Source organism: Chitinophaga sp. SYP-B3965 (assembly GCF_009647655.1).
GTDB lineage: Bacteria > Bacteroidota > Bacteroidia > Chitinophagales > Chitinophagaceae > Chitinophaga.
This window is the reverse complement of sequence record NZ_WJFD01000004.1, coordinates 329,951-346,241: the sequence shown is the minus strand read 5'-3', so window position 1 is coordinate 346,241 and position 16,291 is coordinate 329,951. Positions and strand designations below refer to the sequence as shown.

The 16,291-nt window shown below is 46.4% G+C and carries 10 protein-coding genes; 2 read left to right on the top strand and 8 right to left on the bottom strand.

The annotated features are described in order from the left end of the window. From GFS24_RS22475 to GFS24_RS22455, 5 genes are all read right to left on the bottom strand, one after another. Window positions 1–891: a metallophosphoesterase gene (locus GFS24_RS22475; RefSeq protein ID WP_153663488.1), complete on the bottom strand. Its 891-nt coding sequence runs from the start codon at window positions 889–891 to the stop codon at window positions 1–3. A gap of 8 nt (window positions 892–899) precedes the next feature. Then, window positions 900–2,717: a RagB/SusD family nutrient uptake outer membrane protein gene (locus GFS24_RS22470; protein ID WP_153663486.1), complete on the bottom strand. Its 1,818-nt coding sequence runs from the start codon at window positions 2,715–2,717 to the stop codon at window positions 900–902. Between the two features lie 17 nt (window positions 2,718–2,734). Next, complete coding sequence (locus GFS24_RS22465; RefSeq protein WP_173003160.1) at window positions 2,735–6,199, bottom strand: SusC/RagA family TonB-linked outer membrane protein; 3,465 nt, start codon at window positions 6,197–6,199, stop codon at window positions 2,735–2,737. Between the two features lie 213 nt (window positions 6,200–6,412). Beyond that, entirely contained in the window at window positions 6,413–7,480 is a 1,068-nt protein-coding gene (locus GFS24_RS22460; RefSeq protein ID WP_153663482.1) for a FecR family protein, read from the bottom strand. Between the two features lie 54 nt (window positions 7,481–7,534). Continuing rightward, the gene (locus GFS24_RS22455; protein ID WP_153663480.1) at window positions 7,535–8,125 is read right to left on the bottom strand and encodes an RNA polymerase sigma factor; all 591 of its coding nucleotides are present in this window, start codon (window positions 8,123–8,125) and stop codon (window positions 7,535–7,537) included. A 182-nt stretch (window positions 8,126–8,307) separates the two neighbouring features. Here GFS24_RS22455 and GFS24_RS22450 point away from each other — a divergent pair, with 182 nt between their 5' ends. Next, window positions 8,308–9,159, top strand: coding sequence for an ATP/GTP-binding protein (locus tag GFS24_RS22450; protein ID WP_153663478.1), 852 nt, complete (start codon window positions 8,308–8,310; stop codon window positions 9,157–9,159). 74 nt (window positions 9,160–9,233) lie between these two features. Beyond that, window positions 9,234–12,371, top strand: a complete 3,138-nt coding sequence (locus GFS24_RS22445; RefSeq protein WP_153663476.1) for a sensor histidine kinase — start codon at window positions 9,234–9,236, stop codon at window positions 12,369–12,371. Here GFS24_RS22445 and GFS24_RS22440 read toward each other — a convergent pair. The 3 genes from GFS24_RS22440 to ppk1 are packed head-to-tail and all read right to left on the bottom strand — an operon-like array spanning window position 12,368 to window position 16,290. Then, window positions 12,368–13,771 (bottom strand): MBL fold metallo-hydrolase RNA specificity domain-containing protein, encoded by a 1,404-nt coding sequence (locus GFS24_RS22440; RefSeq protein ID WP_153663474.1) that lies wholly within the window; start codon window positions 13,769–13,771, stop codon window positions 12,368–12,370. The genes GFS24_RS22445 and GFS24_RS22440 overlap by 4 nt on opposite strands. A gap of 12 nt (window positions 13,772–13,783) precedes the next feature. Beyond that, entirely contained in the window at window positions 13,784–14,281 is a 498-nt protein-coding gene (locus tag GFS24_RS22435) for a DUF4442 domain-containing protein (RefSeq protein ID WP_173003159.1), read from the bottom strand. Window positions 14,282–14,292: 11 nt separating this feature from the next. Next, the gene (gene ppk1, locus GFS24_RS22430) at window positions 14,293–16,290 is read right to left on the bottom strand and encodes a polyphosphate kinase 1 (RefSeq protein ID WP_153663470.1); all 1,998 of its coding nucleotides are present in this window, start codon (window positions 16,288–16,290) and stop codon (window positions 14,293–14,295) included. Window position 16,291: the final 1 nt, after the last annotated feature.

Sequence of the window (16,291 nt, the reverse complement as noted above, 5' to 3'; positions counted from 1 at the left end):
TTAAAAAGAATGCGGATAATAATTGTTCTCCACAGATCCGTCTTCATATAATTTCAGGATAGCAAATCCCGGAGGTGTTTCTTTGTAATAACCTTCCCCGATAGATTCCTTATCCCCTTTGCCCCACCAGAAGCCACTCATAGCGCCATTGCAGCAATACCAGACATCATTATACAAAGTTTTGTCAAAAAGATGATTATGCCCGCTGAGCATGATCCTCACTTTATCCTTGTGTTTGTAAAAGAGGTTCTTCAATTTCTTATTGTCTGAATGGTTTCCACCTTCCAGTACCGGTGTTGCGCCAAATACCGGGAAGTGGCTCATGAGCAGCACGGGTGTATTGGGTGCTAATTTTTCCAGGTCTTCTGCCAGCCAGTTATACTGTGTTTCATCCAGGGAGATCTTATCGTTATTACCATCCAGGATAATAAAGTGCCAGCCCTTTTTTGTAAAACTATAATACCGGTGAGGGATCTTTAGTCGCTTTACCACATAATCTTTACCATACATCTCATCCTCTTTGGTGGGAGCGGCCCACCAGTTATCATGATTACCGATGCAGCTGTGTACTTCATAATCTTTCAGGGTGCTCATGCAATCATCCCAGGCAGCCCATTGGCCGGTCACTTTATCCCGTACCACATCATTGTAAGAAGCATCCATAATGGAATCTCCTCCGTTCAGAAAGAAATCCACTTTGTGTGCTTTTACGGCATCGAGGCATTTTTTAAACCGTGCAGCAATAGCAGCATCTGCAGGTAAATGTACATCTGTGATATGCGCTACTGTCAGGAATGCTTTTGCAGGCTGAAGAGCAGCCACTGCGTTACCACCTAATGCGGAAGCGGCTAACAGCAGGCTGCTCTTCTTTATAAGATCTCTTCTATTCATTTTTTTATCTATTGCCAGCTGAATAATTGCGGAGCCAGTTTAGGATTAACTAACAATTCATTGAATGGCACCGGGCGGTAATAATACTGCGGTTCTTTGAAATTACGCAGCCTGGTTTCCGTAACGATCGGGCCACCGCTATTACCGTTCTTAAGATAAACCGTTACATCTTCACCAATAAGGCCTGCTTTGTAGTACACCAACTTAACACCCAGTGAATTGGTTTCCTGAGAACCAGAAGGAGGTATGGCAGTACCTTTGTCTACCAGGATGATGTCTTCAATACCATCACCGGTAAGATCATATTTACCAAGGCCGGGGAAGTACATGCCTTCGGGTATTTTTTCCAACTCTTTACCGGCATGCCAGCGGTTGACATCATCAAAACGGAATCCTTCCATGGCAAGTTCTACCCTTCTTTCCCTGCGGATCTCCAGGATTACACCTTTGTTAGCGCCGCTTACATCAGGATATTTGGCTGCCAGTACCGGATCGGTATTTGCATTCGCAGTAGCCATTACTAAAGCAGGCATGTTCACTCTGTTCCGTATCAGGTTTATGGAGTTATTCAGGTCTTCCTGCGTAAGTGAACCCCGTTCAGCTTTTGCCTCTGCGAGGATCAACAATACCTCTGCATAACGGTATGCCGGAAAATCCGCCCCATCCAGTATTTTGGAATCAGTGCTGTTGATATAACCTTTCAGCTGATGGTATCCGGAAAAGTTCTTATTCAACCGTACAACATGCGGAACAGCTACGTTTGGTGCATTCACTGCCAGCTTTAAGCCTGGGTAGAACATAGTTTGAGATAATCTCGGATCCCTTCCGGTGAATTCCTGCACAAACTGCTGTGTCTGGTAATTAGGTTTATCTGTAAAACGCGTACCATCTGCCATCAGGTAAGTTTGCACCAGGTCGCGGGAAGGGGATTGCTCGTAATTGATGATGTTGCCGTTATTGTTACCGCTCTTCTTCAGATCCTGATCATATATATTCACCAGCATCACTTCTTTGTTAGCGGTAAGGCTGGCACTGTTGAACAGCTCACCATATGCCGTTGCAGGATTACTGGTATAGATCTCATATTTTTTTGAAAGCCTGATCTCCTCAGAGACTTTTATGGCTGTATCCAGGAATGCAGTAGCTGTGCCTTTCAGATTTAACTCCGGATGATACAAGCGGTAAGTACCTTCATACAAGGCCACGCGTGCCTGCATCAGTTTCACCACCCATTTACCGGGTGTTCCAACAGGTACGGCTTCTCTTACATGTGCGCCTGCAAATGCCAGGTCCGCCATCACACTGTCCATAACCAATGTACGGGGATCGCGGGGTTTGTATAAATTTACGCTGTCACTGGGATTGAGGGCTGTTGAATACCACGGCACATCGGAGAAACGCTTCACCTTATCCATGTAGAACATAGCCCTGTAATACCTTGCCAGGCCTGCATAATGATCTTTCGCTTCCTGGTTTACATTGGCTCTCGCATAATTATCCATGAAGTAATTGATGTTGCGCAAACGGCCCCAGCCCCAGCCGGCAGTAACATTCTGAGAGGTAGGGCTGCCATTCATCATGGTCTTTATTTCCATAGCACCGGTGGTTGCTTTATCATCCGTATCCTGATCACTGATATAACTACCACGGCTATTCATTGTTAACAGACCAGTGATATACAGGTTAAGGTCTTCTTCTGATTTAAAGAACAGCTCAGGTGGAATGGCTGTTTGCGGATAACGCTCCAGGAAGTCTTTTTTGCATGATGTACCCATCAAAGCAATAGCAGCAACCAGGAATATCGGGAGATGTAATAACTTTTTCAACTGTAATAGTTTTTATCTTAAAAATCAAGATTAATACCCATAGCATATTTACGCTGGAAAGGATAAGCCCAGCCATAACCATCTTCAATGGACTCAGGATCGAAGTATTTCTTAATAGAAGAGAACTCAAAGAGGTTTTCTCCCGTAGCAAAGATCCTTAAGCGGCTCACTTTATACTTTTTTGTAAGCGTTGCAGGTAAAGTGTAACCAAGGGTTACATTCTTAATCCGCAGGTAAGCGCCATTCAACAGGTATTTGGATTGAGGAATATCCAGTCCGCCACCATAGTTGGCATCTGCCATCCATGATTGCAATACAGGGAAATAAGAATCGGTATTCTTATCTGCAAGCCCCGCTGCGATGTAAGAAGCAGAATGCCTGTCCCTGTCAGCACCGGTTTCTGATTCACCTCTGTAAAAATCAAGGTTCCAGGGATAAACACCTGCATAAGGCTGCTGGTAAGGACCCCAGAAGAGATAGTGACGTGGGTAGAAATCTCTTTTGCCTACGCCTTGTAAGAATACATTCAGATCAATACCATTCCATTGCATATCTACGGTAAAGCCAAAACGGTAACGGGTACTATTATTGCCTATTACTTTATAATCACCCGGATCATTGATAGTACCATTTCCCTTGTTGATCTTACCGTCTTTGTTCTGGTCCACATACTTAGGCCAGCCCGGCACTACTTCCAAAGCTCCCCAGGGTACAATGGCAGATTGATCCAGTGCTTTGATCTCATCCGCGTTCTTAAAGTAACCGTTGCTCTCAAGCCCCCAGATTTCACCTGTATAACGGCTGGCAATGTAATTATTCAACGATCCTAATTTATTCTGGTTGTATTTGGTGATCCTGGTGCGGGAATCAGAAAGGATGAATCTCGTACTGAATGTAAATGTCTTTTTAGCCACTATGAATTCATTACGGTAACCGGCAGACAGTTCCCAACCGGTAGTGTTCAGGTCAGCTGAGTTGGTAGGGGGTGGCAGTACACCCATTACAGCAGGCACAGTTGCATCTGCAGTTAGCATCCCTAATGTTTTACGGGAGTAGGCATCAAACCCGATCAGTATCCTGTCGTTGAAAAAACCGATGTCTGTACCTACGTTAATGGTGTTCACTTTTTCCCAGGTATAAGATTGCGGATCTACCGGCAGCATTGCAGCCCCGGCTGCAACAGACGGGAAAGTATTATTGATCAGGTAATCGGATACGCCGATCGGGATAGTGGATACACGGCGGAAATCCGAAGTCCACTGGTTACCCAGCGCGCCATAGGAAACTCTGAATTTAAGGGTGGAAAGTGATTTACTCAAAGCTTGCATGAAAGGTTCTTCCGTTGCGATCCAGGCGCCGGAAACAGAAGGGAAGAATCCCCAGCGGTTAGAAGGCAGGAACCGGGAGGAACCATCATAACGGCCATTCAGCTCCAGGATATAGCGGCTTTTATAAGAATAATTCAAGCGCCCGAAATATCCGCGTATTGCATATGAGGTATATTCAGCACCTACAGTTTGTGTACCGGTAGCCAGCCCCAGATAAGGCAGGGACGAAGTGATCAATCCATCCTTGTTAGCCTGCTCAGCAGACCAGGTATTTTCTTCCTGGTTAAAGCCAACCAGTACGCCAAGCTGATGATTAACCCCTATCTTTTTGTTATAGTTAGCGTAGAGATCATACACATCCTGCTTTACAATACCATTCCGTACAGATACAGAACCAACCCCACCTTCTTCCCTCACATCATTCGGGCCATACCCTATGCGGTATTTCCTGTAATCCGTATTGTATTTCCACATTTCCCTTTTAAAACTGGCATTGGCGGTAAGCAGCAGATCTCCATCCAGGAGAGTAGCTACACCTCTCACCACATCCTGGAAACCAAATCGTGTTTGCACATTGCGGCCGCCATCCTGTAATTGAGCAGCCAGCCTTCCTGCAGCGTTGTTTGCCCAGGTACCATCAGGGTTCTTGGCAACCTGCGTAGGCATGAGGTAATAGAGGTCTGTAATGGGCTTACTGGGAGCATCTGCTGCGATCTGGTAAATATTCAGGTTATTGTCCACTTTCAACCACTTCAAAGGCATGAAGTTCATACGAGCCCTTAATCCATAACGGCTCCAGTCATCTTTGGCCAGGCTGTTCAAACCATTCTCTTTCGTATAATCACCGGATAAATAATAACCAATTGGCTGGCCTTTACCTGTTTCTGCGCTTCCGCTTAATGTAACGCTGTGGGTAGAGGAACTGCTGGATTTATTGAAGAAGTAATCATTCCAGTTATTGTTGCCCATATAGATCCATTTGGTAGGATCATTAGGATCTGTACGCACATCTTCTATGGCCGGATTATCAGAACGCTCTTTTGCCCATTGGTAATAATAGTCATCATAGTTCACATAATCCCAGGGCGTATTGTCCGTAGCGGTTTCCAGTACCCTGGAAAAAATGTAAGGGTCTGTAACCTGGTCAGGCAGTACGGTGGGCCTTGAAGAAGCGAAATAGTTATTATAGCTGATCTTTTGCCTGCCGTTGGTACCTTGCTTGGTAGTGATCAGTACAACGCCAAATGAAGCACGCGCACCATAAATAGCAGCAGAAGCAGCATCTCTCAGAATAGTAACGCTGGCGATATCATTGGGGTTCAAACGCTGAAAATCTTCTGTTGCAGACGTGATACCATCAATAATGATCAGTGGTGTGGTATTGGAACCGCTTACGATAGAACCGATACCACGGATATTGATACTGGGTGTTGAACCCGGCGCACCACCTCTGTAATTGATATTCAAGCCGGGGCTTGCTCCCTGCAATCCCTGGAAGATATTAGCGATGGGGCGCTCTGCCAGCTGTTTCCCCGCTACCTGGTCAACCGCACCTGTGGTATTCAGTTTCCGCTGTACACCATATCCCACTACTACCACTTCCTCCATGGAATTGGCAGATGGTTCCAGTACAATATTCATGGTAGCGTTCGGGTTCACTGGTAATTCCTGTGTTACATATCCCACATAGGAGAACACCAGCATACCTTCTTCAGGCACCTTTAACTCAAATTCCCCTTTCTCATTAGTGAATACACCTATAGTGGTGTTCTTTAACCTTACACTCACCATCTGCAAGGCTTCTCCCGAAGGGCTTACGATCTTTCCTTTTACAACAAGGTCTTTGGTTACCGTAGCTGCGGGCGCAATAACGATCAGGTTATTGGACAACATGCGGTAGGTAAGGTTCGTATTGGCCAGCATTTGCCCCAGTACTTGTTTAATGGTCCAATCCTTTGCATCTATACTCACTTTGTGCCATACGGGCAGCTTATCATTGTTGTAAACAAACCGGTAATTTGACTGCAACTCAATGAGTGAAAATGCCTTTTCAAGATTGGTACGGGACAATTTTACGGAAACGTTCGACTGTGAACGCACTTCTGCGCTCACCTGCATACATACAACGAACATTAAAATTGCGGAGAGCTTCATAAAAATTAACAGTTTTTTGAGGCTTCGCCCAGGTGGAAGCCAACTCACCACTGTACTTTTTTTCATACCTTTGAGTGTTGGTTAATTGATAATTGGTTACATGTTTACGCATAGCAATGTCACTAACCGATTTTACAGCGGGAAATGGTGCGAACATTTCCCGTTTTCTTTTCCGGTATCACTGCCTAAAAAATATAATTGTCTTCTGGTTATTTACTCGATCCAGATAATTCCGTCACTGTCTGTTTTAAAATGAAATGACCCCGTTAGTTCAAGGGCTTTTAATACTTCTTCCAGGCTTTCGTTCTGAAATACTCCTGTCAAATATTCCTGTTTTTTCGTTTCGTTCTTAAAGCGGATATCCACGCCAAACCACTGTTCCAGCATAACGGCCACCTTTTCCAGCGGCAAACGTTTAAAGGCTAATTTATTCTCTACCCAGGCCGTTTCTGTGATCACACTATCCTTCATTACCGTGAGCGGAGATTTGATCAGTTTGATCACCACCGGTATGGTATGATCTACTTCAACAGTATCCTCTTCCAGTAACTGCGCAGTAGGAACGGATAGTTTTTCATTCGGCTTCAATCTTATTACTGTGTTCCTCTTTTCATCCAGCACAACTTCCACCAGGCCTGTTAACAGGGAAGTAACCGCGCTGTCTTCCTGCGGATAAGCCCTTACGTTAAACTCTGTACCCAATACCCGGATGCTGAAAGTCCTCGTTCTCACTGTAAAAGGCCGCCTGGCATCTTTTGCCACGGTGAAGAATGCTTCCCCTTCCAGCGTTACCTCTCTTTGGTTGCCGGTGAATTGTTTGGGATAATCCAGTTTACTGCCTGCATTCAACCACACCGTTGTTCCATCCGGCAGTTTTACCTGGGAGCGGGAACCTTTATGTGTTACCAGCTGTTGAAGATTTTCATCCATTTTAGGCTGGCTCCACCATTTGCGGCCCATAAAAAAGGCCATCGTTAAAGCCGCCGCCACACCGGCAATACGTATCGTCATCCGGCGGATATTTCCACGGCGGGAAGGTGTTGAAACCTCCTCCACTGCCATGGCCGATTCCAATCTGCGTTTGTGCTTCTCCAGGGCTATTGATTCCTCTTCCGGGCTGAAGGGCTTTTGCTTATCCTTCCAGCCCTGCGTTAATATTTCTTTCGTGTAAGAAGCATCCGGGTGCTGCTGTAATAAACGCGCCAGCTCCTTTTCCTCTTCGGGGAGCAGCTCGTTTGCCACCTTTTTGGCAAGCAGGTTCCAGATTTGATCATCCATCATACGTATAGGACAGTTTACGGGTTAAAAGTTCCCTAAAGAAAAGAGAAAATAATTTTATTGGCGAAGAAAGTAAGACTGGGCCAGCTCTGCAGACATATCCAGGCGGATAGCCTCTGCTACTTTTTTAACAGCAATAGCCAGCTGGGCATCAACGGTTTTGGGGGAGATCTCCAGTAATTCACCCACCTCTTTATATTTCAATCCATCCTGTTTTACGAGGCGAAAGATCAACTGGCAGCGGGCGGGCAGGCTGCGTATGGCCGCTTCTATTTTCTGGGCTACTTCCGCAGAGATCATATTATGCTCCTGATCCGGACTGATGGCAATAGCATCTGTATCCAGGTTGTCAAGGCTGGTGTGCTGGTGTTTGCGTTGTTGCTGAAGGGTATTATAAGAAAGGTTACGGGTGCAGATATAAAGATAAACAACGGGATTTTCAATGGAGATGAGCTGTGAGCGCTTTTGCCAGACCATAATGAACACATCTGAAACGATCTCCTCCGCTAAATGAAATGAGCCAACAACTGCAGCAGAGAAGTGGATGAGCCTGCTGCAGAGTGTTTTATACAACTCATCGTAGGCTTGCATATCCCCTGCTTCACACACGCTTCGGAAGTTGCGTCTGATCAGATCATCATTAGTCATGCCCAAAAATATATAATTGTTGTTGCGCGATTATTAACTCAATGTTATATCCTGAATAATTGATCCCGGTTGACGGTTGACGTGGCCTTACATACAAACTAAGTTCCTGTTACAAAAGCAAAGTACAAAAATTCTTCATCCAGCCAAGATTTATTAAATTTAGTACCTAATCATTACCTGTTATGAAACTAAAAGCGACTATCCTTTGCCTGCTCTGCGCAGCAGTACCCTTCGTGCATGCATCCGCACAAGCCAGTTTAGAGAAGAAATGGACTTCAGATACTACCCTGAAGGTCCCTGAATCCGTTTATTTTGATGCAAAAAGGAACACCCTCTACGTCACTAATATTGATGGCGCTCCCTGGGGTGCGGACGGGAAGGGCTCTCTTTCCAAACTTAGCCCGGATGGAAAGATCACTACCCTCAACTGGGTGGAAGGCCTCAATGCCCCCAAAGGCATGGCGGTTGTTGGCAATCAGCTCTTTGTGGCAGATATGGATGCCCTCGTGATCATAGACATCGCCAAAGGCACCATCATCAAACGTCAGCCTATTGAAGGTGCTGCGAACCTCAATGATGTTACCGCTTCCCCCAAAGGTGTAGTGTATGTATCTGATTCTAAAAAGAAAACGGTACACACTTTTGAGAACGGAAAAGCTACCCTCCTGCTGGATAGCGCCAATAGCGGCCTGAGAGGTCCAAATGGACTGCTCTATATGCCGGATGGCTTGCTGGTATTGGATAATGGCGCACTTTACCGTGCCACGAAAGACAACAAACTCACCCTGCTGGCCAAAATTGCCGGCGGTACAGATGGAATTGAACATGTAAAAGGCGAGGAATTCGTAGTTTCGTGCTGGGGAGGACAAGTATTTTATGTAGATGCTAAATCGGGTACTGCTACAAAAATGCTGGATACACAAGCTGAAAAACTGCAAACTGCAGACATTGGATATGATGCCAAAAAGAGAATTGTATATATCCCTACCTTTTTTGGAAATAAAGTTTCCGCATACCAGTTGAACGTAAAATAATAAAATGATACCGGCTAAGGTGCGAAGCGTAACCCGTTTCGCACCCCGCCAGGTTCATACATCGGGAAATCAGATTGTATAAGATTTTAATTTTTGCTGCAGCGATCTTATTACACCTGCCTGCATTTGCGCAGGGGCAGCACAATGCCTATACATTCCAGCATCTCTGTATCGAAGACGGCCTCGCCGGCAATCACGTTTCCGCTATCCTGCAGGACAGGAAAGGTTTTATCTGGATTGCCAGCACTGCATTACAACGGTACGACGGAAAACATCTCATTACCATTTCCAATTTCGACCGCCTCCCCGGTTCTATCTATTACGAGAATATTACTTTGTATGAAGACCGCGCCAGCCGCATATGGATGGGTACGCCGGATAACATCCGCGTGTATGATCCCTTAACGGCCAAAGTAAGGGTGATACAACTGGCGGAAGGGCTTGCTGTTCCCGGTAACCTTAGCTGCCACGATATTACACAGGACCACCACGGTGTTATCTGGGCTACTTCTGCATTGGGTCTGTTACAACTGGATGAACAAACCAACCGGTTCAAACTCGCGCCCGGCATACCGGACAGCATCCGCCAACAGATGAAAAGCGCTTTACTGGAAGATTCTTTCGGCCGTTTGTGGATCAGCGGAAAATATGGATTGTACATCCTCAGCAACAACCGCAAAGAAGTATACAGCCATCATCATAATCCCCTGAAGATAACCGCACTGGATATTGGCGCCAGTTCCAAAAGATTATATGAGGACAGTAAAAAACGCATGTGGATCGCCTCCCGCGGTTACAATCATCTATACGCCTACAACCCGGATTCCAACTCTTTAAAACAATACCAGTTCACGCTCACTGAAAAAGTACCGGAAGATCCTTTTGACCAGGTGTATGATATGGCTTCTGATATCCTGGGTAATATCTGGATAGCTGCAGAACATGAAGGACTGTATCGTTACAACGAACAGCTGGACAGTTTTAACCTGCACATACCGGGTAACAAACAAGATGAACTGGGTTTGCATTACGATTATGAAACCAACTGCCTGCTCAATGACCGGGACGGGCATTTATGGGTGGGTACAGACCGTGGGATCAATATCATGAGCCTGCATAACGAAACCTTTTCCCGTTACGATCACCGCACGCGTTTTGCGCACAGTGACCTGAAATTACCTTACTCAGAAGTGACAGGTACTTTCAGCGCTTCCAACGGAGATGTTTACGTGGGTTACTGGGGAAAGGGATTCGCCTGGCTGGATCCTCATCTGCATTTAAAAGCACATTATACTTATGATCCAAAAGGGAACGGTATTCAGGATGATCATGGCCTGGTATGGAGTTTTGCAGAAATGCCCAACAAACATATCCTCATTGGCCAGGAAAATGGCCATGTGACGGAGTTTGATCCCGTCAATAAAAAATTCAAACACCACCGGCCAGCAGCCTTTGAAGATGAAACCGTATTAACCATGCTGCCGGAAAATGATTCAACTGTTTGGGTAGGGCTGTACCTGCATGGCCTTGCACGCTGGGATCCACTGCACAATACCGTAACCAGGTATCCGCAACAAGTGCAGCTGATACGCCGCTATGCCGCTGTGATGGCCATTGTTCCAGAGGGAAAAGATATCCTGTGGCTGGCCAGTACCTATGGCGGCATCCTGCGTTTTAATAAACGAACGGGGCTGGTGGAAAAACAAAGAAGGTTCTGGCATAATGAAGATACCGTACGCAATATTGCTTCCCTGCTGCGGTATAACGACAGTATCTTACTCGCCGGCACAGATCATGGCCTTTACTTTTATAATCACATCCGTGATACCTGGACGGCGCAAACCATCAATGGTATTCATTTTGATGAATGGATACTCAACATGCAGCCAGCCGGAGGAGAAGATGTATGGTTCACCACACCTTATGGTTTTTACCGGCTCAATGGCGCCACCCGCACGCTTTCTGCATTTGTGCAAAATGATGATATCATAGATAATCACCGGCGTGTACGCAGGAGCATTACAAAGTTGCAGAACGATCGCCTGCTGGTAGGCGCATCTGATCACTTCGTTTCCTTTTCTATTAATCACCTCCAGGTGAAACCACCGCCGCCGGATGTAACCATCGTGGACTTCCTCGTAACGGATAGTGCCATCATCGTGGATTCCCTGGTAGGCACACAATTTCCGGTAACCCTTACACACGATCAGAATTTTATCAGCATAGAATTTAAATCCCTGCAATATCACACGGAGAAAACACGCTACTATTACCAGCTGGAAGGTGTGGATGCAGATTGGGTGCCTGCGGAAAATCTACTGGTGGCCCGCTACACCAAACTCCCGCCCGGCGATTATATCTTTCATGTGAAAAGCATGAACATGGCCGGTGTATTTTCCCGCAACACCACTTCCCTGCGCATCAATGTATTACCTGCATTCTGGCAAACATGGTGGTTCAGGGGTTTATGTGTGCTGGCTGTACTGGCCCTGATCTATGGATATTTCCGTTTCAGGTTATACACGGTGAAGAAAGATGCCAGGAACAGAGCGGCTTTCAGAGAAGAATTAGCACAGATGGAAATGAAAGCGCTGCGTGCACAAATGAATCCGCACTTCATCTTTAATTCACTGAATTCTATTCAGACCTTTATGATGAAGAATGAAACGGAACAGGCACTTTCTTACCTCAGCCGTTTTGCCCGCCTCATCCGCAACGTACTGGATCACTCTCAGCTGAATAATATCTCTATTGTAAGGGAAACAGAAATGCTGGAAAATTACCTGGAGCTGGAAAGATTAAGGCTCAACGATCAGTTTGATTATAAGATAGTGATAGATCCTTTACTGGATAAGGACTTTTTGGAAATACCCGCCATGGTGATACAACCCTTTGCAGAAAATGCGATCTGGCATGGCCTGCTGCATAAAAAAGAAAAGGGATTACTGACGATCACCTTCATACGCAAAGAGAACAAGATACATTGCATCATTGAAGATAATGGCGTAGGCCGGGAAGCCGCGACGGTATTAAAACAGCAGAGTCATCCCACCCACATCTCACGGGGTGTGCAGATAACAAAAGACCGGCTGCAGATCTACAACAGCCGGTACAATATGGATGCGTTCTTTGATATAGAGGACCTGAAAGATGCAACAGGTAAGGCAACGGGCACCAGGATAAATCTTTGGTTCCCCTTGCTGGAAGATTAACCCAGCCCAACCTCCGTATGCCGCTCCGGAATTTCAATATCTAAAAATCCTTTCTTCAGCAACCATTCCCTGAACACCGTTTGCACTTCATACTCCCCGTGTACCAGGAATAATTTCTTCACACCTTTCGGCATCTGGCAGGCTAACCACTGGCTCATATCTTCATAGTCACCATGCGCACTCATAGAACGGATCACGCCTACACCGGCACGCACTTCATGTTTATCGCCATAGATATGTACTTCTTTAGCGCCCCGCATCAGTCTGCCACCAAGGGATTGCGGCTCACAATATCCTACAATGAGGATGGTGTTCTTAGGATCATCAATATTATTGGCGATGTGATGTTTCACACGCCCCGCTTCCGCCATACCGGATGCAGAGATGATCACGCAAGGTTCTTTACGGAAGTTAAGCGCCTTGGATTCATCTACTGTTTTGATATAATGCAGGCCCGGGAAATCAAACGGATCATCATCGATCTCCAGCATCTTCTGCACCGTTTTATTAAAACACTCCGGATGTGATTTCGTTACCTGCGTAGCTTCCAGCGAAAGCGGACTGTCCACAAACAATTCCACGCGCGGTAATTTACCTGCGAGTTGTGCGCGGTTCAATGCATACAGGATCTCCTGAGTACGCCCTACGCTGAATGCAGGTATGATCAGCTTCCCGCCTTTGCCGATACAGGTTTCCTGGATATGCCGCAGCAAAGCTTCATCTCCCGGTGCAATATCTTCATGCAGCGTACTGCCGTAAGTAGATTCCATGATGATGTAATCCGCCTGCGGGAACACTTCCGGCGATTTGAGGATGGGATCGCCATACCTGCCAATGTCTCCGCTGAAAGTGATCTGTTGTGTATGACCGTCTTCTTTGATACGGAGATGCACACACGCACTGCCAATGATATGTCCTGCATCTGTAAAGAGCACTTCCACATCTTCATCGATGCGGAACCAGTCATTGTAATTCACCCCGTGGAATTGTTTTACTGCACGTTTGGCATCATCCAGTGTGTACAGTGGTTCAATGGCTGGTTTGCCTTCCTTCTTATTCTTTTTATTCACGTATTTGATATCATCTTCCTGGATCTCTGCAGAGTCCAGCAGCAATATCTCCGTGAGGTCTTTGGATGCGCGGGTACAATAGATCGTACCGGTATAACCCAGTTTGTTTAAACGGGGAATCAGCCCTGAGTGATCGATGTGCGCATGCGAAAGGATCATCACATTCACTTCCCGCGGATCAAATCCGAAATCGTGATTCAGGGGCACCGTTTCTCTCCCCATACCCTGGAACATACCGCAATCCAACAGGATCTTCTTTCCGTTCTTTAGCGTGATCAGGTGTTTGGAACCGGTAACGGTCCTTGCTGCCCCATGAAATGCAATCTTCATAATACTCTCTTTTTATGTCTTCGGTGTGCTTTTAAAACTCCATGTGATCTTGAACCTCGCTATCTCCGTACCGTCATCTGATCTGCCGGTAATGCTGATGGTGATAGCAGATGAATTACCGGATTCCACAGCCTGCATGATAGCGTTGCGGATATCATCTCCCTGCTCACAGGTAAAATAAGTGCGGGTTTTGGCCTTCTTCAGGAAGATGCCCTCCAGCCCGGTCACCAGCATGGATACACGTGCAGGCGCATCCGTTACATGTGCCATGGCCAATACGCCCGTACTCATTTCCGCCGCCATGGCCAGGCAGGCAAAGTAAGTGGAGCCGAAAGGGTTTTGTGATAACCAGCGGTAAGGTACCACCGTGGTGGCACTATGCACATCCATTTTATGCATCCGCACACCGGATAACCAGGCGCTGGGTAACTTGAATAAGAGGAATAAAGAAAACTTAAAACGGTTGTTCACCAGTTTTACAAAGTGATCAGTTGATGTAGCTTTGACCATACTATAAAGCATTACAGGTGATGCACATAGTCATAAATGCCTTTCTGCGCATTTACTTCCGGATCGCCGGGTACCCTGGGCACCGGTGATGGCTTCATTTCATCATCCAATATTACGGCATTTGTGTTATCTGCCAGTTGCAAAGCAAGAATATCTTTGATCTGCTGTGCGTACATTGGATCATAAATGGGAAAACATACTTCTATCCGGCGGTGCAGGTTACGGTTCATCCAGTCTGCAGAACCCAGGTACACTTCTTCCGCGCCATTGTTATGAAAAACAAACACGCGGGCATGTTCCAGGTAACGGTCCACGATCCGGTGAATGCTGATCCCTTTCCTTGGTACAATACAGCAGATACTCCGTACGATCAGCTTCACTTCTACACCTGCTTCTGCAGCGGCATACAGTTCAGCGATCATTTGTTTCTCCTGCAGGTTATTAAGTTTGATAACAATACGCGCCGGCAACCCTGCACGCGCATTCTCTGCTTCCCGGCGGATCATTTCCGTAAAACGGTTCACCAGGTTAAACTGGGCCACCAGTAAATGATCAAACTGCAGGAAATTATATTTAGCAGGTGCGATACCTGTTTGCATGTATACGAATAAGAGTTCCAGTTCCTGCGTCATGCCGGTATGTGCCGTCAGCAATACATGGTCCGTATAGAACCGTGCGGTGCTTTCATTGAAATTACCGGTAGCATATAACCCGATATGATCCCATCTGAATCCGCGTTTGCGTTTTACCAGTGCTACTTTCGCATGCACTTTCAGGTTAGGGATGCTGTACAGGATCTTTATACCGGCTTCTTTCATCCGTTTGGCCCAGCGTACATTATTCGCTTCGTCAAACCTCGCTTTCAGTTCCACCATCACCGTTACCTGTTTGCCATTCCGTGCTGCGCTGATCAATGCATTCACGATCTGCGAGCCGGAGGCCACCCTGTAAAGGGTTACATAGATCTCCTGCACATCAGGGTCTGTAGCTGCTTCATTGAAAAAGCGGAGGATATAATCGTAGTTCTGATAAGGCACATGTAATAACACATCCTTTTGCAGGATGGTGTTCAGCAGGTTCTCTTCTCCTTCCAGTGTTTTTACGCGCGCTGCCGGCAAACGCGGATAATTCAACGCCGGATCTTTTACCGGCAGGTCTGCCAGATCGCGGAGATGATGATACCTTCCGCCACCGGCCATTTCCTGCGGGGCTATACGAAAATAAGCAGCCATGTTCAGCTTCAGGTCTTCCGGCATTTTGCTGTCGTAAAGGAAACGCGTGGGCAAACCCAGCGCTCTTTTCACGAGCATGCTTTCCACCTTTTGCAATAAGTGCCCGCTGAATTCATCCACATCTATTTCTGCATCACGCGTTAGCTTGATACTGTAACAGCCTGTTATCTGTGATCCCGGGAAAAGGAAAGACAAATGTTCCCTGATCACATCGTCCAGGAAAATAATATGCTGGTCTGGTAAACTCAGGAAACGGGGCAGGTTATTAGAAGGAATGTTCACCAATGCATGCCCGCCCTGCTCAAAGCAAACCACGAGGTACAATGCATTATTTTCCAGGAACACTTCTACGGGATGTTCCATGTTTATCCGCTGTGGTTGCAGGAAGCCCAGTACCGTATTAAAGAAGTAATCTTTTATGGCCTGTTGATGTGCCGGCTGTATCACATCTCCATAATAAAGATGGATCCCGGAACGATGCAGCCCTGGCAATACTTCAGTGGTAAGTATTCTGCCAAATTCCTGCAACTGGCGGCCTATCACCTGCTGAACGGCAGGCAGCAAACCTTCCTGTGTAACCTGTAATTGCTGCAGGGCAAGAATGGCTGGCATACGTACCCGGAAAAATTCATCCAGGTTAGAGGAAAAGATGGATAAGAATCGCACCCGCTCAAAGATCGGCACCTGCTCACTAGCGGCCATTAATAACACCTGGTTATTAAAGGACAGCCAGCTAAGGTCACGATCGTATAATGTAATATCAGTTTCTGTGCGCAAG